Here is a 19,789-nt window from a genome sequence, read left to right as displayed (position 1 = left end):
TATCGCTCCGCCCTGCTTTATTGGCAAGGCGTTTGCATAGATTTTTTTCACCTCCCGCCCCGCTCGGCCGCGGGGACACCAACACGAGTCATCACCATGAACCGCACTACTAACGGACAGTCGTCGCAGGACCAGCGAAGCAACCGAGAGCGCGTCGAGTCGACCCGCCAGCAAGCCCGCCTCGCGCTCATGCGACAAGCGGCGACGAACGGGCGAGAGGACCGAAGGCCGGACGAACGCAACGCCCTGCTCCGCGACCTGTGGCGGCAGTAGACCGAGTTCCTTCGATCCGGCCCTGTCGCCCGCACCACGGTACGGCAAATGCTTGACTCTCGCGGCCTTACCCTTCTCGCCGCGAGTACTCCCAATGAATAACCCGACCCGCGTCCTGTGCGTGGACGACAACCAAGACGCCGCCGTCTCGACCGCCGACGTACTCTCACTATCGGGGTTCGACACCCACGTCTGCCACGACGGGCCGACGGCTCTGGAGGTCGCGCAGCAGTTCCACCCGGACGTGTGCCTGTTAGACCTGAGTATGCCGGGCATGGACGGCGTCGAACTCGGTCGCCGGTTGAGAGCCGAGTTGCCCGACCCGGTGCGGATCATCGCCGTCACCGCTCTGTGGGACGTAAACAGCACGCTCGCCACCAAAAACGCCGGGTTCGACGCACACCTCGTTAAGCCGGTCGATCCGGAACGCCTGCTGGCCGTCCTCAAGGGCGAAGACGCGAGCGATCCCGCGAACCCCGGAACCCTTCCCGTCTGCGATCCGTAGACGGGGGCCGAAGTCATCGACGGTTCACGCCGGACCGGTGGCGGTCGTTTGCAACAAACGGGACAGGTGGCCCATGACTTCGGCCGTGCCGGGCGGGACGGCCACGGGCTGGGTGTCGAAGTGGCAGAGGGTGCCGACGACGGTCCCGTTCCGGTCGTACAGGGGCACCCCGCAGTACGCTCGCACGGCGTGCTGCGACCCGTGGCCCATCACCCGCTCGTCGGCCGGGGCGTCCTCGATCAGGAACGGCCGGCCGCTCTCCCGGACGTACACGCAGTACGTCACCTCGACCGGGTAGTCGTCGCCCCGGTCCACGCCCGGATTCTCCCGGTCGTAGAAGTACAGGTTCCGGGCGTGCGACCCGGCGAACCGGTACAGGGCCGTGAAGCGGTGCCCACTGAGGCCGTTGAGGTGGACCAGGGCGGCGCGAACGCCCCCGGTCCGGAGGACGACTTCCAGGCGAGCGGCGGGGGCGTCGGTCATGGTGCCGACATCCTACGACCGGTCCAGGACTTGGCCACCGGGGAACCGTCCGGCGGCGACCGCACCGGCCCGTGAACTACCACCGGCGTTTGACGAGCAGTTCGTTGCCCGCGTACCGCAAGAACAGGGCGAACAGTCCGCCCGCGACGACGGTGGCCGAGAACAGGGCGGCGAACCACATCCACGCCTGACCGCCCGACTTCCCCATCGGGACGATCACGGTGGCCGAACCGAGGGTCAGGCACGCGAGGGCGAGGACGACGATGAACAAGACTTTCCAGGTTGCCACGGAAGGCTCCGACGAAAGGGGAGGTGGACGTGAACGGGGCGACGGCTGATGTTTTTATATTCTATCAATTTTGAAAATATAAATGTGTCCGATCTGGTCGGCGGACGAAGAATGCAGTGTCTCGCCCGTCACCACCGCCCTAGCGTCCGCGCCTCGCCGGAGAATTGCATGGACATTCCCACGATCCTGCTCCCCATTCTTGCCGCCCTAGCCGTCATTATGTTCCCGAGTGCTCGCCGCCCGCTGCTCGCGGCCGTCCCCCCGTTCCCTGTCCCCGCCCGTTGACCCGGCGAGTGGGGCGGGTAGGGTGGAATCATGTCCGAAGAAGATAGCCTTGGTGAACTCCCCGACGACGTCTGCCGAACGATCACGCGGTATACACGAGGTTTGATCACCGACGGCGAATTCGCTCGGATGGGAATCGATACCTTGGCGGCGTGTCGGGTGTTCGACTCGGTCGATCGGTTCCTCAAGGCGTTACCCCCGGCCGCTTTGATTGCGGCTGAGGATTACGCTCGAATGCTCATTGATCCGTCCCGGCCGATCTACATCATGACGACCCGACGGGACTGGCCCACAGAGGAGCAGGCGCAAGCGGAGGGGTTGGCCCGGCGTGCCGTCGCCGAGGCGGTGCTGAACGCTCTAAAGGGCAAGTGACGCGACCAATCTCGGTACAACATCTACCTTCTCCTCAGCACCACGCCCCGCCTCCACCTCATGTCACAATGCGCCCTCACTCCCACCGAGGGCCACCCGTGCCGCTATCACTCCGCGAACAAGAAGAACAGAACGTCCTCGCCGCCCACCACGCCAAGAAGGCACAGCGCGAGCGGGAACGTATCGACCGCCTCAAAGCCATTACTATCGCCAAACTCCGGGGCCGCCTCGCCATCGCGGGCAAGAAGCCGCCGAAATGACGTGGTTTTCGGGGCCGATTTTCATGCCGATTTCTGACGAAGTAAATCGGGGCCGTTTTTGGTGCGTGAAAGTGGTGCGGTTCCTCGCGGTCGTGGATGGTGTGGAAAATCGGCGGTCGTTTTGGTCGCGTCGCGAGAGTGCGTGAACGTCATGTCGTTCTGCCCAGTGTTTTGACCGTCGCGAATTGGCCCCGTCCACGCCGTCGAAATCACCGGCCCGTTCCCGTCGCGAAAGTTGCCACCCTTTCTACCCCCGGTTTATCGCGTCGATTGCTGGCCTCGTCCTCGCGGGCGGTGGGCGGTCGTCGTGGGAGTGAAGGAAGGGGCGGGGCGAAGTGATCGTCTAATCCAGACGCCGTTTCGGGCGGCAGTCGGAGTGACGATTCTCGGCCCCGCCGTCGTGCGATGAAACGGCAGTCGATTTCACCCGCCAGTTTACCACTTCGTTTCATCCGTCGGATTCTGGCACCGTTCACATAGTCGTAAACCCCTCGCGTCCGGTCGCGTCGTCGGTTAGCATTTCCGCGAGGGGGTGGGCGATGACGGAGGAAGAGTGGCTGGTGAGCGACGAGAGGAATCTCGTGACGATGGTCAACTTCGCCAGCAACGTCGTACACACGGCGCGGCCTTCCGTGATCCGGCCTGTATCACCCCGGAAACTACGACTACTGGCGGTTGCCTGTCTTCAGCGTGTGGTTCACCTGTTGGACAATGAGAAGTTTCGTGCCGTGATCCGGGCGGCTGAACGGTATGCCGATGGCGAGACGAGTGAGACGGAATTCACGGCAGAGATCGGTACCGCGAGGGACGTCGTAGATGACCTACGCGGATCGCTTTCCGGATCGCCCTCTCGCGCAGATCGTCGGGGGTTGAACGGCAAGCTCAACATCGCGATAGCGGTATCTGCTCTAAAAGATCCACCATCTACGGCGGCCGTCATGGCGGTCCACTATTCGGCGATGGGGCTAAAAGTTTGGTCGAAAGCCCACGGCCGGGGAGGGAGTCCCTTGGCCACGAAAGAACGTCGATCCCAACTCGCGATCCTCCGCGACATCTTCGGCAACCCGTTCCGTCCCGTCACCTTACCCCCGTCGTGGCTCACGCCGACCGCCGTCGGCCTCGCGGAAGCGATCTACGCCGACCGCGTCTCCGACCGCCTGCCCATCCTGGCCGATGCCCTTCAAGACGCGGGGTGCGAGGACGCCGACATCCTCGCCCACTGCCGGGGCGAGGGGCCGCACGTCCGCGGGTGCTGGGTCGTCGACGGCGTGCTCGGGAAGAGTTGACACGAGGAACGGAAGCGGCCCGGGCCGTCGTTCGTACAATGGCCCTCAGTCGCCCCGGGCAGCTTCCTCCCCACTCCACCCGCGACCACTCCCATGACCGACACCCTCGACACGCCGCTCTCTGTCCTCGTCGCCGACGACAACGCCGACGCGGCCGACTCCCTCGCCCAACTCGTCGCCCTCCGCGGGCACCGGCCCCGGGTCGCCCACGGCGGCCGGGACGCCCTCCGCCTGGCCGCCGAGGCCCCGCCGGACGTGGCCATCCTCGACCTCCTCATGCCCGACCTCGACGGTTGGGCGGTGGCCCGATACCTCGTTGCCGCCGACCGCCCACCCGTCGTTGCAGCCGTCACCGGGTGCGACGACCGGCCGGGCCGGAACCTGTCGACGGCCGCGGGCATCCGGTTCCACATCGTCAAGCCGGTGGACCCGGTCGTCATCTTGGATCTGCTCGACTGGGCCGTGCGGACGAAGTGGCCGGACAAGCCGGGGCATAGGGAACTAAAGAACCGTGCCAACTCGGGCACTGAAGTTTGCTGACCTTTGGCCGCCTCAGCAACGCGCCAGGAACGGAATGTGAAGGGTCGATTTGGGGATAAGACTGACAAAGTTAAGGCGTTCCAAGTACTAGGCTTTACAAGCTCTGACACAACTTCCGATTCGTTTTGTTTTCAAGTACTCTCGGAGGTTGTGTCACAGCTTGTTACTTTCTCATGCATCAAGAGAGCTGTCGCGATGATCGTCAGTTTGCCCGACGAATTTTACTCCCTTCACAGCCGACAGCGTGAATTGGTCACGAGCAATGCGGAACTCATGCACCGGCTGAAACTCATGACCCCGCGTGTAACGGCCCTCGAGTGCCGAGATTTGATGGATCAGGTCATCGAATCACTTTCGGCGGCTCATACCGAGAATGAGTGTCTCCTGAGGGATATTCAACAGCAGTTGACGGAATGGGAGCAAGAGGCGTCGCAATTTAACGTGCGATCCTGACCTCTTGCTCGGCCAGACACCCCGGTCAGCCTCCAACGGTTGGCCCCTCACCCCTCTCGCACGCGATTACGTCGCCGCCACGGGCCGATCGGCGTCGGCTATATCTACCGCCCGCGGTGGGATCAGAACCCCAGAAGCGTGGAGACCGCATTCCCACCCCGCACGGCTGGGCGCATCATGGCCGGGGACGTGGGCAAAGGTAAACGGCATGAGAGCATCGCCAGGCGGAGCGGCAGTGCCGAGGAGGGCACGTTGTACTCCGAGGACGAGGTGCGCTTCCTGAAGGCCGTCGATGAGTTCAAGTGTCGGGGCAAGGTCCGCTTTACCACGTACGTGGATGTGTACCGCTTGGCGAAGCGTAAACTCGATTCACAGGTCACCGAGCAAACCCTCAGGGGTCCTCGTGAGACGGGTCTGCCGAATGCCTAGGGACGCCTGCCGGCGGTTGGCGGACGCCCCACACCAGGCCGAGGCAGCGCAACAGTTTGATGACGCCGTAACTCATGTCGAATTCGTACCAGGCGAACCCGTGCCGGGCACTCGTCGGGGCTTGGTGGTGGTTGTTGTGCCACCCCTCGCCCATGGCCAGATAGCCGAGCAGCCAGTTGTTCCGACTTCCCTCGCCGGTGGCGAACCGCTGGCGGCCCCACAGGTGGCCGATCGAGTTCACCGCGAACGTCACCTGGAACACGAGTACCGTATTCAGGCAGTACCCAAAGATCAGGCCGCTGCCGCCGGCGATGGCGTAGCACGCCGCCGCCGCGAGGACGCCCGGGATCATCCACAGGCGGTCGAGCCAGACGAGTTCCGGGTACTTCAGCAGGTCGCGGACGTTCTTGGTGTCGGGCGTCATCAGGTCGTTGGCGAACAACCACCCGCAGTGCCCGTACCAGAAGCCGTCCACCACCGGCGAGTGCACGTCCCCCTCGGTGTCCGAGTGCATGTGGTGTTCGCGGTGGTGGATGACCCACCACAGGGGTCCTTTCTGGAGGGCCGTGCAGCCGGCGGCGGCCATCAGGAATTGCAACGGCCGCGATGTGCGGAAGGCGTGGTGGGACAGGTAGCGGTGGAAGCCGACGGTGATGCCGAGGCCGCTAATCCGGGTCATCACGAACAGCATCACGAGACTGATCAGCGTGACCGGCACGAAGAAGAGGCCGACAAGCGCGACGTGCACAGAGATGAGCGGGCTGAGAGACAAGCCGATCCGCGAGGCGCGAGACCACGTCGGCTGTTGGCGGGCGGCGGGCCGGCGTCCGGAGTGGGCGAGGTCACAGCGGTTCTCGCGGGAACAGTCCGGTTCGGCGGACGCTAATCGCGAGGACCGATGGGCCTGGGCCGGATAGCGTGAAGATAATGTAATCCATCCCCCGTGATAGGCTGTCAGGAGAAGTTCGGACACGGCCGTCGGGGAAGGTAGAAATCCTCCGCCGAGGCCACCGCCCCCGCTGTACGTGCTAACCAGCCCGTTCTGCAACCCGCACGCGGCCGACACGAGGAAGTGCCCGGCCTTCGAACCCGCTATCAGTATCACCATCGCTGCCGAGAACAAGGCCGACTCGGCGAGCAGGGCGACGGCGTACCGGCGGCCCAACCGCAAGGTGGCGTAGCCGACGATCGCCCTGCTCGCCGCGGCCCCCTTGACGAATGCCAGCAGCGTGAGCGCCGGGGGGCTGCGGGTGCCCAGCGCCGTCGGCGACCGAGAGGCTAAACAGAGTAGTCGTACCAGTGACGTGGGACATGGCCTGATTCCGGAAGACGAGCAAGCCGACGGCATTGGCCGACTCGGCGACCTCGGGCAGGACGAACTTGCCGACCTCTACCTATCGACCTCTACCTATCGCGGTAGTTTTGTCGTCAGGCCCGCCCCTCGCCCGGCCTCGCCGCATGTGGGCATCATCCGCGGTTGGGCCGGACTGGTCAATGGCGGGGCCCGAGCAGGTGAATGCGAAGTTGGCCGATCTGAAGAAGCAAGTTGGTCTGTAAGCGAGTCACGTTTCCAGCGCCGCCCGCGGACCATTTCCGCGGACGGCGTTGTTTTACCCTAGCACCCGCGGTTAGTGGTACCTGTCGGTCAGGAGATTGCTGGCGCGTTGCTCGTGCGTCATCGGCCCGATTGTGTTCGCAGTCGCCGGGTTTCATCGGCACCTCGTCAAACCGGTCGACGTGGGGATGATCCTCGGCCTGTTGAAGTCCCTCGGGTGACGGCCCCTCGCCCCGCACTTGTCGCGAGGGACCATTCGACCCGATCGCCGTCCGCAGAAATCGCGAAACTTGGCCTCTTCTCCGCGTCGTGCGTATGATGGTCATACGAGCGGTCCTCGGGGGCTCACCCCATCGCACCTCTTTCCGCTCGGAATCATCCGTTCCTTGCCTTCGCGTTCCGGCGTTTGCCGGAAATAATTCGCGGAGGATTCATTAATGACAACTGGAGTATCGAATCATGGCGGAATCGCAGACGGGGCCGGCCGGCCCGCACTTACTCGTCGTCCTCGACCACCGGGAGGCGCGGGTCTACCAGGCCGAGGTGCGGGGGACCGTTCCCGAGCGGATCACCCCGTTCGACCCACATGGGTACGGGCGTCACCTTCACTCCGCGCACGAGTGGACCGACGGGAAACGCCCTCCCGAGCGGAAATCCTTTTACGAGTCCATCGCCAAGACTCTCCATGGGGCGGCTCAGGTGTTGCTGTTCGGGAGCGGCACGGGTCGGAGCAGCGCGATGGAGCACCTCCGAGCCGAACTCACCAGCCACCACGCCGACATTGCCCGGACGGTCATCGGTTCCGTCGTCGTAGACGCCCACCACATGACCGAGAGCGAGTTACTAGCCAAGGCGCGAGAGTTCTACACGGAGTTCAACCGAGCGTAACTCAACCCTGCGGTACGTCACACGCCTAAGATTAATTCACCCGGAGTTCCCGACCGTGATCCCGATTTATTTCGACGAATTGGCGGAGCTCTTACGGGCCTGCACCCGCCTCCGCCACGACGAGTGCTCCCCCGTGCAACTGCGAACGCTCGTGGCCAACCACTTGAGTCAGACGAATGCCGGCCTGGCCAAAAGGGTCATGGCATTCGACAGCCCCCAACTCCTTGCCCTCAGCGCGTTCGTCCTCCAGGCCCAAGTCTTAGTCGGGATGACGGCCGAGGCCACGGCGACATGGCCCAGGGCAAAAGGGTGCGGACCGGTGAGTTCCTCGCCCTCTCGAACCGCCCCGATACCCTACGATGACGTTCCAAACTTGGCTTTCGTCGTAAAAGACCCGTGTCGTTGACGCGGTCGGCGACCTCGCCTGGGACGCGGCAAACGATCCCGACGCGCCGGCCGGTTGCGAGCGATTTGGAGAGTACATCCGTTCGAAACCGCCGGCACGAGGCGACGCTCTAAAACTTAGACGCAGTCCTGGCCGAGTACACGAAACGCTTCTCGGGGGATCCTGACAGGCCGGCCCCGAGCGAAACTGTCACCGCCCCAGAGACTTTTGCATCCCTCGGCCCGACACTTTCACGGGCTCAGGGGAGGGCGTTCAACTCGTGAAAGTTTGCCGATAACCGGGGTTTGGGCACGGGATGCTTCTGAGTTCGACTGACGTCGCAACTCATTGGTGTGACCTTCCGGCCCCGATCTGGGAGGGTTGGTCATGAAATACACGTCCTTTGCTGTAGCCCTTTTGGGATGCATCATCGCGGCCTTCGGGGGTTGTCAGTTCTTTACCGCCGAAGGACCTGGTCAGTCCGAAAACCCCTTCCCGTGGAGACTCGTGCTGTCGATCACTTTTGCGACGGCACTGATGGTCGCGGCCGCGATGATGTGGATTTTCGGTGGTGAGGGGTACACCGCCGGTAAGACCCAACGAATTGGCACATTGTGATTCGTTCACAAGGCCCATGCGAACGTTGACGAGGTGGTGAAGCAGTGACACTTTCCGAGAACGTGGACGTCGGACGCGGAAAGTTGGAGCGTCGTCACAGATAGGGCATGACAGCCCTCCCTCGCATCGACCAAGTGAGTTGGGATAAGAGGTTACACAGCCGCGGCGTCGCGGACGTCCTACTCGACTAGGGCCCTCGGATCAACACTGTGGCTGGCCCGGTTGTATGCGACCGGCAACGTCATCCACGTCGTGTCGTCCGAGGTCGGTATCCTCGGCAACCCAATATCGCACATCCCTACCCGCTCCCGTTCGACCCGCCGAAACCCCCGCCTCAGCACGGTTTAGCGCACCCGAATCGTATCAAAGTCTAGGAGGAATAAAGGTTTGCCGAAGATATCGCGCAGCATTTGTGACTGAAGAAACGAGACCACGCGGTAGCTAGAGCGTGTGCGTTTGGCGAAGTACAGGTTGCCGCATTGAACGGCATGGATCGTGTCCCTTCGCCTGGGCGGGCACCTTACGCTAACGACAACCGGCAATGTGAAAGATGGTTTAATTGTTAGGCCGTAGTTCATAGCATGCCATTGTGACTCGGTAATGTCCCCTCGATCGGCGAATTTCACTCCACCTTCCCCGGTCGCCGCACATGCCCCAGCTCCATTCACCAAGCACTCGACCGCACGGCCTTTCTTTCCCCGTTGTTGGGGTCGGAGCGTCCGCCGGCGGTCTCGAGGCGTTCACCCAGTTCTTGCAACGACTGCCCGCCCGTGCCGGCTTCGCCATCTTGCTGGTCCAACACCTCGATCCGTCCCGATCCAGTGTGCTCGCCGAGATCCTTTCGCGGGAGACGGCGCGGTCGGTCCGGGAAGCGGTGGAGGGCATGGCGGTCGAACCCGACCACGTCTACGTCATCCCCCCCGATACGCGGATGGGGGTCGAGGGCGGCGTCATTCGGTTGAACCCCCGCGGCGACCGCAGCGCCCCCCACCACCCGATCGACTACCTCTTCCGGTCCCTGGCCCTCGCGTACGGCCCGCGGGCGGTCGCCGTCGTCCTGTCCGGCGGCGGGACGGACGGCACGCACGGCATCGGCGACATCCGCGAGGCCGGCGGGCTCACCTTCGCCCAGAGCGTCGATACGGCCGGCCAGACCGGGATGCCCGCCAGCGCCGCCGCCGCGGGCGTGGACGCGGTCCTGTCACCGGAAGGCATTGCCGACGCCTTGGTCCGATTGGGCGGAGGACCGGAGGCACCCGCCGAGCCCGGGGCCGACGGCGCCGAGCCGCTTCCCGACGGCAACGCGCTCGCACCCCTGTTCGCCGTGTTACGCGAACGGACGGGGGTCGACTTCGGCCAGTACAAGCAGAACACGATCCGACGGCGGGTCACGCGACGGATCGCGCTCCAGAGATTCGCCGGCGTCGACGCCCTGGTCCGGGCGGTGCGGGACGACCCGGCGGAGTTGGCCGCCCTGGCCCGGGACCTCCTCATCGGCGTTACGCGGTTTTTCCGCGACCCGGGCGTGTTCGACCGCTTTCGGGCGGAGGCGATCCCGCCCCTCCTCCGCGACCGCGTGGACGACACGCCCCTCCGCGTCTGGGTGCCGGGGTGTTCGACCGGGGAGGAGGCGTACTCGCTGGCCATCGTCCTCGTCGAGGCGTTCGAGGGGGCGGCCGAGGTGCCGGTCAAAATCCTCGCGACCGACGTGAACGAGGCGGCGTTGGCCCGGGCGCGGGCCGGCGTGTACCCGGAAAACATCGCCGAGGACGTGTCCCCCGACCGGCTCCGGCGGCACTTCCGGAAGACCACCGCCGGGTACCGGGTGAGTTCCGCCGTCCGCGACCTGTGCGTGTTCGCCCGCCACGACCTGACCGCCGACCCGCCGTTCGCCCGGATGGACCTGGTCTCGTGCCGGAACGTCCTCATCTACTTCGACGCGGCCCTCCAGCGGCGGGTGATCCCGCTGTTCCACTACGCGCTGCGGCCGGGCGGGTACCTCCTCCTCGGCCCGTCGGAAACGATCGGCCCGTTCGCCGACCTGTTCGTCCCGGTCGGCCGGGACGAACACCTCTACACCCGAACCCTGGCCCCGGCCCGGCTCCCGTCCGGCCTCGTCGCCGGGCCTCCCGTGGCGGGCCGCCCACCCGTTGCGGCCGGCCCGCCACGGGAGGCCGGCGGGTTGGCAGACGTTTACCGCGAGGCCGATCGGGTTCTCGCCCGGTACGCCCCGGTCGCGGTCCTGGTCGACGACAACCTGAACATCCTTCAATTCCGCGGTGATTCCGACCCGTACCTCCGGCACCCCTCGGGAACCGCCGGCCTCGATCTGCTGCGGATGGCCCGGGAAGGTCTCCTCCCGGACCTCCGCGACGGGGTCTCCGCCGCCCGCACGGAAGGGGCCGTGATCCGCCGGCCCGACGTCCGCGTCGGCGAGGGCGACGCGGCCCGAACCGTCACCCTCCAAATCACGCCCCTGGCCGGCGCCGGTCCGGGACTGCTGTGCTTCCTGATCGCGTTCGAGGACGCGGACTCCCGGCCGCCAGCGCCCCCAGTCGTCCCCATCAACGACTCCGAACTCGCCGAGCGGGTCGGGCAACTCCGGCGCGAACTCGAAGCCGCACGGGAGCACCAACAGGCGGTGGCCGAGGAGTACGAGGCGACGAACGAGGAACTCAAGTCGGCCAACGAGGAGATCCTGGCGAGCAACGAGGAACTCCAGAGCACGAACGAGGAGTTGCAGACGGCCCGGGAGGAGATGCAATCGGCGAACGAGGAACTGGAAACGGTCAACGAGGAACTCGAGCACCGCAACCGCGAACTCGGCCGGACGAACGACGACCTGCACAGCCTGCTCGTCGGGGTCAACGTCCCGGTCGTCGTGGTCGGCCGCGACCTCCGCATCCGCCGGCTCACGGCCCAGGCCGAGGCGGTGTTCGGCCTGCAGCCGGCGGACGTGGGGCGGTCCCTGCGGGAGACGGGCCTCGGGCTCGACGCCCCGGACCCGGCGGGCACGGTCGCGCGGGTGATCGATTCGCTCGAGGCCACCGCGTTCGAGGCCCGGGACCGCACCGGCCGCTGGCACTCGGTCCGCATCCGGCCCTACGAGACGGGGGACAATCGAATCGAAGGGGCGGTCGTGACGGGGATCGACATCGACGCCGCGAAGCGGTCGGAGGCGGCCCGGCGGGACCTCGAGGGGCAGGTGTTCCAGACCCAGAAGTTGGAGAGCCTCGGCCTGATGGCCGGCGGGGTCGCGCACGACCTGAACAACCTGCTCACGCCGATCATCGGGTACGCCCAGGTCATCCTCGGGGAACTCCCGGCCGGTTCCGCGCACCACGCCATGATGGGCGAGGTGGATCAGTCGGCCCGGCTCGCCACCGACCTGGTCCAGCAGCTCCTCTCGTATTCCGGGATGTCCCCCCGTGAAAACCGGCTGACGGACCTGTCCGGCCTGATCCGCGGCTTAGAAGGACTGCTTCGACGGGCCGCGGTCGGGGCGGAACTCCGGTTCGAGTTGGCGGGCGGGCCCCTCCCGGTCGACGTCGATCCCGCCCAGGTGTCGCAAGTCGTGATGAACCTCGTCACGAACGCGGCCGAGGCCGCCCCGGGGGGGCGGGGGACCGTCACCGTTCGGACCGACACGGCCCATTCCGACCGGGCGGCTTTGGCATCCCCGTTCCTGGGGGGGCGGGGCGACCTGCCCGAAGGCGCGTACGCGACCCTCGAGGTGTCGGACGACGGCAGCGGCATGAGCGCCGACACCCAGGCGCGGATGTTCGACCCGTTCTACACGACGAAGTTCACCGGCCGCGGGTTGGGCCTGGCCGCCGTGCTGGGCATCGTCCGCGGGCACGCGGGGACGGTCCGCGTGCGGAGCGAAGTGGGCCGGGGCACGACGGTCCGGGTCCTGCTCCCGCTCTCGCACCGGCCCACGCCCGAAGTGGTTGGGGCGCCGATTCGGATCGCGGCGACGGCGGGGCGGGGCTCCGGCACGGTGCTGGTCGTGGACGACGAGAAAGGGGTACGGGGGCTCGTCAAGATGATCCTCAAGAACGCGGGCTTTGAGGTGATCGAGGCCGAAGACGGGACGCAAGGGCTGGACGTTTTCCGTGATCGCTCGGCCGACATTCGGGCCGTGATTCTCGACCTGACGATGCCGCGGATGGGCGGATTGGCGTTGGCCGAGTCGATCCGGGGTGTGAGCGGGACGGTCCCGATTCTCGTCATGAGCGGGTACGGCCCGGAAGAGACCGCCAGCCGTATGGGGGGGTGCACATCAGCGGATTCGTTCAGAAACCGTTCACCCCGGAAGCGTTGAACGCCGCTCTCAAGCGGGCCTTGGAGTCTACCCGTTAGACGAAGCGCCATTCGACACGTTGAACGGTCTGGATCGGGTCAGTTCGCCCGGGCGGGCAGCAGCGTGGCGAGTTAATCGAGGCGTGTCGTCGGCAGGTTCGTCAGGGTGTCGCGGAACCAGGTCCACGGGTTCAAGCCGAACACCGCGCACGTCGCCGTGAGGCTGGCCAAGGCGGCCAGGGACCGTGACGACTTCAGTGACGCCTTCGGGCGTTGAGCACTACTGAGATCACAGCCATACTCCGAATCGGTCGGCTCGGGAAAAAAGGGGGCGCACCGCCGCTGACCGTGCCCGGCATCCGCCGCGCCCTCCAACGATTGCTCGTGCCGCAGGCGAAATTCGATTGCCCGTACTGCCGCGACCCACGGTCGCCACTTCTAACGGAGTAGTGTTAACCCGCGGGTCTGTTAACCCGAGAGTCCGAGAGTTTTTCTCCGTTCGTCTCGGGGTGCGAGACGAACCCAAGCGTTTCGCCTCGCACCCTCGATTGCGGTTTGCGAACTGGAGACTCTGGCCGAGACTGGACAGATGCGCGAAAGGCTTGAAAACACGCCGGAAAATGCGGACGGCCGAGAGTTTACACTCTCGGCCGTTTCCGTTAACCCGCCGGTCCAAAGTTCCGCGACCGGCCTGACGAACTCCCCGGCGAGAACAGTTTTCGAACTTTTTGCGCGCGACTCTCGGCGCGAGACTACCTAGCATTTCAGGAGCACCGTCTAGCAAAATGACTTCCATTGTCCAGGATCCCTCTCCCCCATGAGGCCGGCATTTCTGAATGCCCGTGGCAAGGAAGTATGGCGGGGCAGTGCCGCTACACCGCGTCTCGGAAGCCGTCCCTCTCGGTGACGGTCACGGGGTCGCCGAACTCCGTGAGAGCGTCTCCGTCGGCTTGGCCGGTTGCGGGGTCGACGCGGTAGTACAGGTCCGAGGCGTAGGGCTTCATGAAGAAGCCGGGCAGGGTCCCGGCGGCCGGGAACAAGTATGCCCCGGACGCCGCATACCCGTTCCGCCGGAGCCACGCCCGCACCCCGCCCCGGTCGGATTTGTGGGTGCCGAGGAGGACGACTTGGTTCCCCTGCACGCGGTACGTTGCGGCGTAAAACACCCCCGCGAACTCAACGACGTTAGTTTGCATGGCATACTCCTTCACACGGCTCGTGTCGTAACGCCGATGGCCGGCGAGCGGGCCGTAGTTCGCCAATGACCGTCTCGCCCGGCGTCACCGGGGTCCCCCGTCGTGGGCGGTGTGAGCAGTCGATGCAGCCGTCATCCCGACGAGGGCTTGGGCCTGGCGGACGAACGCGCTCAAGGCGAGCAGTTGGGGACCGTCGAAGGCCAAGACCTTGTCTGCCACCGCGCGATTGGTGTGGCCCAAATGATCGGCCATGAGGGCCTTGAGTTCGAGCGGCGAGCACCCGTCGGGGCGGAGTTGCGTGCAGGCCCGGAGCACGGCTACCAACTCGTCGAAGTAGATCGGGACCATGGCGAACCTTCTCCGAAGTTGATTGCTGCCCATGACACTGTCAGTTGAGGTTGCGGGCGGCATCCCAGGTTGCGGTCGCAATTGGGAAAGAACGAATCCGCCGTCACGAGCACGTACGATGAACGGGAATGCGGCCCAGGGGTAGCCCCGGGCCGCCGATCGCTTCGAAACCGTCCTCTACTTCACCGCGTCGCGCTTCAGGATGATGCTGCACCGCGACTTCTTGGACCCGCCGGCCGCGTTGCCGGTGGCGTCCGACGCCGTCGCCTCGGGTTCGGCATTCAGACTGATGGCGAGGTAATCGGCGGTCAGCACGTACACGCCCGCCTTTGCGTTCGTCGTGGCACCGTCGGCCGCCATCTCGGTCACTTGCGCGACGCCGTTCGCTGCGAACACGACCTTCATGGTCACGGCAGCCTTCCCGTCCTTGCCCGCGCAGGTGATCGTCCCGGAGTCGGCCTTCACCGCCATCCCCTCGGAGTCGGCTTGGGCCTCGCCCCCCTTCTCGTAGCAGACCACCGTCCACGCGCCGTCGAGGCACTTCGCCTCCGGCCCCTTGGTCTCTCCGGCGGCGGGGGTCGACAACATCGTGCCGAGCGCGACCACGGTACCGAGTAGGTAACTGAGCATCGAATTCTCCTGGGCCGATCAAGCGTTCCGGTCGCCGGCCTCGTCCCCAGCCGGCGGGGTGAACGCCTCAGTCACGACGAAACGCGGAAACCACCTTGCGGAGCAAGCGGACCGGTCCACCGGGGCATATGAGGGGTTCGCCGGAGGAGCAGCAAACGGGAAGCCCTCGGCCGGGAATCGTGGTATCCAGGGGAATGGCACGTTTCCGCCGCGGTGCCGGGCTGCGAGCGCAACTCTGAGTTCCCATCGACCGGCAACCGGAGGGCGTAACCGGGGAAGCACGCGATTGGCCTGACCCCACTCGTGTCCAGCCAATGAACCTCCGTGGTCTTACGCCAGCCGATGCCGGACTGCTCTTGATGTTGTTCGTGAGCGAGCGAGTTAACAAGGTCCTAGAAACGATCATACGGAGTGCCGTCCGGAGAACGTCGTTAGGGGGGTGAGGTGCTTCCCATTCCGAATGCCGATCACCACGGACTGCCCCTCACGCCGGTGGGGTTTGCTCCGACGCCCGCGTCCGGAACAGTACTGCCAACAAGTGATCGGGCGTCACGGGCTTCACCAAGTGGGCGTCGAAGCCGGCCTCGGCGGTCCGGCGGTAGTCCTCTTTGCCACTCTTCGCCGTCACTGCTACCAAGAAGGGCGGCGGACCCTGGCCAGTCCGAAGTTCACGGGCGAGTTCGCAGCCGTCCATCCCCGGCATGTTCAGGTCCACGAGGTAAGCGTCCGGATGGAACTGACGCGCCTCCGCCAGCGCGCACGCGCCGTCATAGCAAGCCCGCGCTTCAATGCCAAACAATTCGAGCAGCAGAACTTCGGAGTCGGCCACGTCGTGGTTGTCGTCTACACACAGCACTCTAAGCCGTTCGGTCTTCAACGGTGGCCCTCCCTGATTTCAGGTCCGCCCGTCCCCTTGCGGAACCGTCGGGAGAAGGCCCCATTACGGAGCAGGCACTCGTCGTGCCGGATCGAACGGCGCCAGTTCTATAGCGGCATTTCCTTACAGACGAGGATTTCGAACAGGGGACTCGCTGGCGCCGGGAAGGGACAGACAGGACCCGTCGTCGCGACGAAGAGACCGCCTGGAGTGAGCCGGCCGGGTATGTACAGTTGAGTTGACTGGCCGCATAACCGACCTCAGCCGACCGTCGTGTCACGCACCTGCAAACTACTTGGGTTCTACCGTGTAGGGCGAATGGAAGTCTGCCGTCAGGGGATGTTGGAAAACCGACCCGGTTGAGACTTGGTCGTCGTTGCCCGGAAGTTGAAAGCCTAGAGTGCATTCGTACGGAGAACAGCGGTTCGCGATTCCCGATTTGATCCGGCCATGACTGCCCCAGTCCACCTCCAGGGATTGAGTGTATTCACAGAACATTCGGCCCGAGACGACGGACCGGCCGCAGTCGGTTTTGGACACTCATGCTCCGGCCTCTGCACGGGCATCCTTTGGTGAACATACAGGTGCACTAATGACATTCCGGAAGTGGCTGGTTGCGCAGAGGAATCGTGTGAACGACGACGTCGGCGATCTCGCCCGGCAGGTCGCCGTCCAACTCAAGGTCAAGGTGCCCGCTGGGTATGAGAAGTTACGGGTGTACGTGGACACGATGCCCGGCCGCCGAGAGAACGCTTTGAGGGTAATCGATGAGGCGTGGACCCAATTTAGCAATTCCAATCTCCGGAGCGACAACCTCAAAGCCGGCCCTCACGGCAGTGGGGGAGCCGGCGGGGCGGGAGTTGCAACCAAAAACGGGGCGGCGTTAACCGTCCGCGAGGGGCAGGTTTTGAAGCTCCGTGCCCTCGGCCACACTGGCAAGGGCACCGCGATGCGGTTGGGGATTAGCATCAAGAAGACTCACACCTTCAAAACACGGGCGGTCAAGAAACTGAACCTGCATAGCCGCATCGACCTGGTACGGTACGCCTCCCGACAGGGATGGCTGACCGATCTGTGAGGCGATTTTCTTTCACCACAGGCCACAATCACTCACTGTAATTCACGGCCTGCGTTCATCCGTCTCCGGGGAGGTCAAGGCATTTATGATTCCGATCTACTTCGACGAATTGGCTGCGGTGCTGACGGCGTGTACGCGACTTCGCCCCGACGAGTGTTCGCCCCCCGATCTCAGGGCCCTCGTGGCAGATCATTTGACCCGCACGAACCGGGCGCTGGCGGACAAGGTGCTGGCCTTCGACGGCTCCCAACTGTTGGCCCTGAGCGCGTTCGTCTGCCAGGCTCAAGCCCTGATCGGGATGACGGCCGGCCGCATCCCTGCGGCGGCCCGATTCGGAGGCACGCGATGACGTTCAACGAGTGGCTTCACGCCCAACAAGAGCGGACGAAGGACGCGGTCGGCGACCTCGCGCGGGACGTGGCCGGCGACCCCTACGCCCCGGACGGGTACGAGACCCTGTGGGCGTACGTCGAGGCCCTGCCCGGCCGGCGGGAAAACGTCCTGTCCGTCGTCGACGCGGCGTGGACGGAGTTCAACGGCCGCGACCCGGCGACCTGCCGGTGAAGGGCTGCGGCCCGTCCGGTGAGCTTTTCCCCTCCGCGAAATTCATCTGGCCGGTCAACCCCGTCGGGTTCTCATCGACCGGCCCCCGGATCCCGGCACGCGGGGACGATCCATGCACGGTCGTCCCGAAGGTAGGTTTTCAGGGCGGTCATCGTTTCCGGCGTCGGCTCGCGGAGGCGAAACGGGAACACGCGGTTCCGAGGAAAGCCCCGGCGGTCGAACCAGTACCCGAAGACCACGATGGCCTCGGGCGTCGTCTGAAACGCTTTGAGGATTCGGAAAACGGTCGCCGATCGGTACCGCACGTCGCGGGCGAAAATCAATTCGTCCCCCGGAAGCACGTCGGCCAAGGGCTTGAACAGGAAACTCATCGGGCGTCCTTTCCCAGGTGCAACATCGGCGTCCCGGACCCACCCTCGTCGCCCGGGGGCAGCCGCGACGCCAAGTGGTCTGATCGCCTATCCGGCTTCGAGGTCATTCAAATCGGCTTCTCGAACGGCCAGCCTTCGCCCGCGGTAGTCCGACCCGTCGAGCGCGCAGATGGCGGCAGCCCCGCCCGTCGCCAGGTCCACGTACCCGACACCCGGAGGATCGCCCTTTGGCAAGGGGATACCCCGAATGGCAGCCCAGGCGACGCGACCGAAGGGATGGAACAGCTCCCACAGGTCGGCCACGGTCGCCCCGGCCGGCAGGTTGTTAACGCGTAAGCTCATCACGACGACACCTTCCCGGGCAAGCGTCGGGGGGGGCTCGACCGGATGTCACATCGCGCGTCCGTCCCGCCCGCCGGGCCGGCGATGCCGGGTTCGTCCGTGGGCGGCCCGAGCGTGTCGAGGAAGTGACGGATGCGACGGAGCAGCCCGCCCACGAGACCCTCCGGGAGCGGCTTCATCAGGACCAAGTCGGCCCCGGCCGCCCGCCAGTCGTCGCGGTCGTGGTCGTCGGAACTACCGGTCGTGACGACGACGAACGGCCGCTTCCGCGGACTCGCGGCGGCGACCCGTCGGAGCAAGGCGTTTCCGACCAGCCCCGGCATCGCAGGATCGATGAGGACGACGTCGACGGGCCGATCACCCAGGACGGCGACGGCTTGCGAGCCCGAGTACGTCGCCGCGGCTTGGTGCCCGTAGAGGCGGAGCAGGTCCGCCAGACTGTCGGCCGCGTCCCGCGAATTGTCGACGACAAGGGTCGAGAGCGGGCGTAGAGTGGGTGTCGTCATGGTTGACCTACTTGAGCGGGCCGGGACCGGCGGTGGGTGAAGGATACGGGGCGGCGGCCGCCCACACCCGTCAGCAATTCTTGCAATCCGCGTCCGGGAATCGGAAATCCAACGTCGTCCGACGGCCGTGACGGCTGACCCCTTGCGGAGAAACGAACGTGCGCCGGCTCACCCTCGCGGTGTCGTTGTTGGTGATCGCCCTGACCTGCGGGTGCGGGTCGACGGAACCCCACGCCGTGGCGGAGGTGGCCGTGGCCCCGGACCGGACGTTGGTCCGCGTGATGGTGGACTTGTACGCCGCGAACCCGGCCAAGGCGTACGCCGCGTACCGGGACAGGCCGCAGCCGGTCACGGGGATCGTCCCCCGCAAGATCGAGCAACTGCCGGAGTTCAGGACGGTCTACAAGGTGGCTTGCGACCTCGATGGCAAGCGACCAGAAAAGGACCCCGCCTTCTACGTCTACTGCACGGAGCGGGAGGCCGCCGGCTGGGCCGTTGGCACGGCGGGGAGTGCCGTCCTGATGCTGAGGCAATCGGACCGCAACGACGTGCGACCGGTCTTCATCACGCCCGCGGGGGCCGTGGCGATGGGGGAGGAGAGCCGGAGCCGGCAGCGGGGCAACTAAGAGCGCTCGTCTCGCTTCCGCCCGATCGTCAACGAAACAACCCGCCCTTTCGGGCGGGTTGTCGAAGCGGGAGTCGGTGCCTCATCCCTCGCTCTTGTCCTTGGCCTTCTGTCCCGCGTCCTTCGCGGCTTGGCCGACCGTCTTGGCCGCGTGCGCGGTCTTCTCGGCATCGACCTCGGCCCCGTCCTTCACTTTCTCGCCGGCCTTTTTGGCGGCGTCCTTCGCGGCTTGGCCCAGGTCTTCGACCTTGCCCTTGATCGTCCCTGCCATAACTTTTCCCTCGCGTCGTCTACTGGTTCCCCCGCCCGGCCGGAGGCGCGGAAGCAGG

At 65.4% G+C, this 19,789-nt stretch carries 25 protein-coding genes; 13 read left to right on the top strand and 12 right to left on the bottom strand.

Annotation, left to right across the window (positions count from 1 at the left end):
• Positions 1-96: 96 nt before the first annotated feature.
• Positions 97-273, top strand: a complete 177-nt coding sequence (locus tag PX52LOC_RS41395) for a hypothetical protein (protein ID WP_168219439.1) — start codon at positions 97-99, stop codon at positions 271-273.
• A gap of 94 nt (positions 274-367) precedes the next feature.
• The gene (locus PX52LOC_RS37080) at positions 368-778 is read left to right on the top strand and encodes a response regulator (protein ID WP_149114813.1); all 411 of its coding nucleotides are present in this window, start codon (positions 368-370) and stop codon (positions 776-778) included.
• A 24-nt stretch (positions 779-802) separates the two neighbouring features.
• Here PX52LOC_RS37080 and PX52LOC_RS37075 read toward each other — a convergent pair whose 3' ends face one another.
• Both PX52LOC_RS37075 and PX52LOC_RS37070 read right to left on the bottom strand, forming a co-directional pair.
• On the bottom strand, positions 803-1,261 hold the full coding sequence (locus PX52LOC_RS37075) for a GAF domain-containing protein (protein ID WP_149114812.1): 459 nt from the start codon (positions 1,259-1,261) through the stop codon (positions 803-805).
• Between the two features lie 76 nt (positions 1,262-1,337).
• Positions 1,338-1,550: a hypothetical protein gene (locus PX52LOC_RS37070; protein ID WP_149114811.1), complete on the bottom strand. Its 213-nt coding sequence runs from the start codon at positions 1,548-1,550 to the stop codon at positions 1,338-1,340.
• A 414-nt stretch (positions 1,551-1,964) separates the two neighbouring features.
• Here PX52LOC_RS37070 and PX52LOC_RS37065 point away from each other — a divergent pair, with 414 nt between their 5' ends.
• Complete coding sequence (locus PX52LOC_RS37065) at positions 1,965-2,207, top strand: hypothetical protein (RefSeq protein WP_149114810.1); 243 nt, start codon at positions 1,965-1,967, stop codon at positions 2,205-2,207.
• Positions 2,208-2,305: 98 nt separating this feature from the next.
• The gene (locus PX52LOC_RS41390) at positions 2,306-2,467 is read left to right on the top strand and encodes a hypothetical protein (protein WP_168219438.1); all 162 of its coding nucleotides are present in this window, start codon (positions 2,306-2,308) and stop codon (positions 2,465-2,467) included.
• 472 nt (positions 2,468-2,939) lie between these two features.
• Here PX52LOC_RS41390 and PX52LOC_RS41385 read toward each other — a convergent pair whose 3' ends face one another.
• A complete protein-coding gene (locus PX52LOC_RS41385; RefSeq protein WP_168219437.1) occupies positions 2,940-3,086 on the bottom strand; it encodes a hypothetical protein in 147 nt (48 codons plus the stop codon).
• Positions 3,087-3,474: 388 nt separating this feature from the next.
• Between PX52LOC_RS41385 and PX52LOC_RS37060 the strand changes: the two genes are divergently transcribed.
• Both PX52LOC_RS37060 and PX52LOC_RS37055 read left to right on the top strand, forming a co-directional pair.
• Positions 3,475-3,753: a hypothetical protein gene (locus PX52LOC_RS37060; protein WP_246173579.1), complete on the top strand. Its 279-nt coding sequence runs from the start codon at positions 3,475-3,477 to the stop codon at positions 3,751-3,753.
• A 93-nt stretch (positions 3,754-3,846) separates the two neighbouring features.
• Complete coding sequence (locus PX52LOC_RS37055) at positions 3,847-4,293, top strand: response regulator (protein WP_149114809.1); 447 nt, start codon at positions 3,847-3,849, stop codon at positions 4,291-4,293.
• A gap of 844 nt (positions 4,294-5,137) precedes the next feature.
• On the opposite strand, the gene PX52LOC_RS37050 is transcribed toward PX52LOC_RS37055, so the two are convergent.
• Positions 5,138-6,523, bottom strand: coding sequence for a fatty acid desaturase (locus PX52LOC_RS37050; protein ID WP_149114808.1), 1,386 nt, complete (start codon positions 6,521-6,523; stop codon positions 5,138-5,140).
• 666 nt (positions 6,524-7,189) lie between these two features.
• On the opposite strand from PX52LOC_RS37050, the gene PX52LOC_RS37045 reads away from it, so the two are divergent.
• From PX52LOC_RS37045 to PX52LOC_RS37035, 3 genes are all read left to right on the top strand, one after another.
• Positions 7,190-7,618 carry an NADPH-dependent FMN reductase family protein gene (locus tag PX52LOC_RS37045; protein ID WP_149114807.1) on the top strand — a complete coding sequence of 143 codons (429 nt, stop codon included), beginning with the start codon at positions 7,190-7,192 and terminating at the stop codon, positions 7,616-7,618.
• A 772-nt stretch (positions 7,619-8,390) separates the two neighbouring features.
• Entirely contained in the window at positions 8,391-8,621 is a 231-nt protein-coding gene (locus tag PX52LOC_RS37040) for a hypothetical protein (protein WP_149114806.1), read from the top strand.
• 649 nt (positions 8,622-9,270) lie between these two features.
• Positions 9,271-12,945 carry a CheR family methyltransferase gene (locus PX52LOC_RS37035; RefSeq protein WP_149114805.1) on the top strand — a complete coding sequence of 1,225 codons (3,675 nt, stop codon included), beginning with the start codon at positions 9,271-9,273 and terminating at the stop codon, positions 12,943-12,945.
• A gap of 850 nt (positions 12,946-13,795) precedes the next feature.
• On the opposite strand, the gene PX52LOC_RS37030 is transcribed toward PX52LOC_RS37035, so the two are convergent.
• From PX52LOC_RS37030 to PX52LOC_RS37015, 4 genes are all read right to left on the bottom strand, one after another.
• Entirely contained in the window at positions 13,796-14,119 is a 324-nt protein-coding gene (locus tag PX52LOC_RS37030; protein WP_149114804.1) for a hypothetical protein, read from the bottom strand.
• A gap of 84 nt (positions 14,120-14,203) precedes the next feature.
• Entirely contained in the window at positions 14,204-14,467 is a 264-nt protein-coding gene (locus PX52LOC_RS37025; RefSeq protein ID WP_149114803.1) for a hypothetical protein, read from the bottom strand.
• Between the two features lie 177 nt (positions 14,468-14,644).
• Positions 14,645-15,097: a hypothetical protein gene (locus PX52LOC_RS37020; RefSeq protein ID WP_149114802.1), complete on the bottom strand. Its 453-nt coding sequence runs from the start codon at positions 15,095-15,097 to the stop codon at positions 14,645-14,647.
• Positions 15,098-15,581: 484 nt separating this feature from the next.
• Complete coding sequence (locus PX52LOC_RS37015; protein ID WP_149114801.1) at positions 15,582-15,974, bottom strand: response regulator; 393 nt, start codon at positions 15,972-15,974, stop codon at positions 15,582-15,584.
• Positions 15,975-16,605: 631 nt separating this feature from the next.
• Here PX52LOC_RS37015 and PX52LOC_RS37010 point away from each other — a divergent pair.
• The 3 genes from PX52LOC_RS37010 (at position 16,606) to PX52LOC_RS37000 (ending at position 17,616) form a co-directional block, all read left to right on the top strand.
• Positions 16,606-17,052: a helix-turn-helix domain-containing protein gene (locus tag PX52LOC_RS37010; RefSeq protein ID WP_168219436.1), complete on the top strand. Its 447-nt coding sequence runs from the start codon at positions 16,606-16,608 to the stop codon at positions 17,050-17,052.
• Between the two features lie 85 nt (positions 17,053-17,137).
• Positions 17,138-17,401 carry a hypothetical protein gene (locus tag PX52LOC_RS37005; RefSeq protein ID WP_149114799.1) on the top strand — a complete coding sequence of 88 codons (264 nt, stop codon included), beginning with the start codon at positions 17,138-17,140 and terminating at the stop codon, positions 17,399-17,401.
• Positions 17,398-17,616, top strand: a complete 219-nt coding sequence (locus PX52LOC_RS37000) for a YozE family protein (RefSeq protein ID WP_149114798.1) — start codon at positions 17,398-17,400, stop codon at positions 17,614-17,616. Before PX52LOC_RS37005 ends, PX52LOC_RS37000 begins: the two co-directional genes overlap by 4 nt.
• A 71-nt stretch (positions 17,617-17,687) precedes the next feature.
• On the opposite strand, the gene PX52LOC_RS36995 is transcribed toward PX52LOC_RS37000, so the two are convergent.
• The 3 genes from PX52LOC_RS36995 to PX52LOC_RS36985 form a co-directional block, all read right to left on the bottom strand.
• Positions 17,688-17,987, bottom strand: coding sequence for a hypothetical protein (locus PX52LOC_RS36995; protein WP_149114797.1), 300 nt, complete (start codon positions 17,985-17,987; stop codon positions 17,688-17,690).
• An 87-nt stretch (positions 17,988-18,074) separates the two neighbouring features.
• Entirely contained in the window at positions 18,075-18,329 is a 255-nt protein-coding gene (locus PX52LOC_RS36990) for an RNA-binding protein (protein ID WP_246173823.1), read from the bottom strand.
• Positions 18,329-18,835, bottom strand: coding sequence for a response regulator (locus PX52LOC_RS36985; RefSeq protein WP_149114795.1), 507 nt, complete (start codon positions 18,833-18,835; stop codon positions 18,329-18,331). Before PX52LOC_RS36985 ends, PX52LOC_RS36990 begins: the two co-directional genes overlap by 1 nt.
• Positions 18,836-18,993: 158 nt before the next feature.
• Here PX52LOC_RS36985 and PX52LOC_RS36980 point away from each other — a divergent pair, with 158 nt between their 5' ends.
• Positions 18,994-19,461: a hypothetical protein gene (locus tag PX52LOC_RS36980; protein ID WP_149114794.1), complete on the top strand. Its 468-nt coding sequence runs from the start codon at positions 18,994-18,996 to the stop codon at positions 19,459-19,461.
• A gap of 81 nt (positions 19,462-19,542) precedes the next feature.
• Here PX52LOC_RS36980 and PX52LOC_RS36975 read toward each other — a convergent pair whose 3' ends face one another.
• Entirely contained in the window at positions 19,543-19,731 is a 189-nt protein-coding gene (locus PX52LOC_RS36975) for a hypothetical protein (protein ID WP_149114793.1), read from the bottom strand.
• Positions 19,732-19,789 lie beyond the last annotated feature (58 nt).

The organism is Limnoglobus roseus, from assembly GCF_008254045.1.
GTDB classification, from domain to species: domain Bacteria; phylum Planctomycetota; class Planctomycetia; order Gemmatales; family Gemmataceae; genus Limnoglobus; species Limnoglobus roseus.
Note: the sequence above shows the minus strand (reverse complement) of the source record. Positions and strands in the feature narration are given on the sequence as shown.

Coding starts and splice junctions, on each gene's coding strand:
- PX52LOC_RS41395 (WP_168219439.1), top strand. CDS start 97: ATGAACCGCACTACTAACGGACAGTCGTCGCAGGACCAGCGAAGCAAC.
- PX52LOC_RS37080 (WP_149114813.1), top strand. CDS start 368: ATGAATAACCCGACCCGCGTCCTGTGCGTGGACGACAACCAAGACGCC.
- PX52LOC_RS37075 (WP_149114812.1), bottom strand. CDS start 1,261: ATGACCGACGCCCCCGCCGCTCGCCTGGAAGTCGTCCTCCGGACCGGG.
- PX52LOC_RS37065 (WP_149114810.1), top strand. CDS start 1,965: ATGGGAATCGATACCTTGGCGGCGTGTCGGGTGTTCGACTCGGTCGAT.
- PX52LOC_RS37055 (WP_149114809.1), top strand. CDS start 3,847: ATGACCGACACCCTCGACACGCCGCTCTCTGTCCTCGTCGCCGACGAC.
- PX52LOC_RS37050 (WP_149114808.1), bottom strand. CDS start 6,523: ATGCCGTCGGCTTGCTCGTCTTCCGGAATCAGGCCATGTCCCACGTCA.
- PX52LOC_RS37045 (WP_149114807.1), top strand. CDS start 7,190: ATGGCGGAATCGCAGACGGGGCCGGCCGGCCCGCACTTACTCGTCGTC.
- PX52LOC_RS37040 (WP_149114806.1), top strand. CDS start 8,391: ATGAAATACACGTCCTTTGCTGTAGCCCTTTTGGGATGCATCATCGCG.
- PX52LOC_RS37035 (WP_149114805.1), top strand. CDS start 9,271: ATGCCCCAGCTCCATTCACCAAGCACTCGACCGCACGGCCTTTCTTTC.
- PX52LOC_RS37030 (WP_149114804.1), bottom strand. CDS start 14,119: ATGCAAACTAACGTCGTTGAGTTCGCGGGGGTGTTTTACGCCGCAACG.
- PX52LOC_RS37025 (WP_149114803.1), bottom strand. CDS start 14,467: ATGGTCCCGATCTACTTCGACGAGTTGGTAGCCGTGCTCCGGGCCTGC.
- PX52LOC_RS37020 (WP_149114802.1), bottom strand. CDS start 15,097: ATGCTCAGTTACCTACTCGGTACCGTGGTCGCGCTCGGCACGATGTTG.
- PX52LOC_RS37005 (WP_149114799.1), top strand. CDS start 17,138: ATGATTCCGATCTACTTCGACGAATTGGCTGCGGTGCTGACGGCGTGT.
- PX52LOC_RS37000 (WP_149114798.1), top strand. CDS start 17,398: ATGACGTTCAACGAGTGGCTTCACGCCCAACAAGAGCGGACGAAGGAC.
- PX52LOC_RS36995 (WP_149114797.1), bottom strand. CDS start 17,987: ATGAGTTTCCTGTTCAAGCCCTTGGCCGACGTGCTTCCGGGGGACGAA.
- PX52LOC_RS36990 (WP_246173823.1), bottom strand. CDS start 18,329: ATGAGCTTACGCGTTAACAACCTGCCGGCCGGGGCGACCGTGGCCGAC.
- PX52LOC_RS36985 (WP_149114795.1), bottom strand. CDS start 18,835: ATGACGACACCCACTCTACGCCCGCTCTCGACCCTTGTCGTCGACAAT.
- PX52LOC_RS36975 (WP_149114793.1), bottom strand. CDS start 19,731: ATGGCAGGGACGATCAAGGGCAAGGTCGAAGACCTGGGCCAAGCCGCG.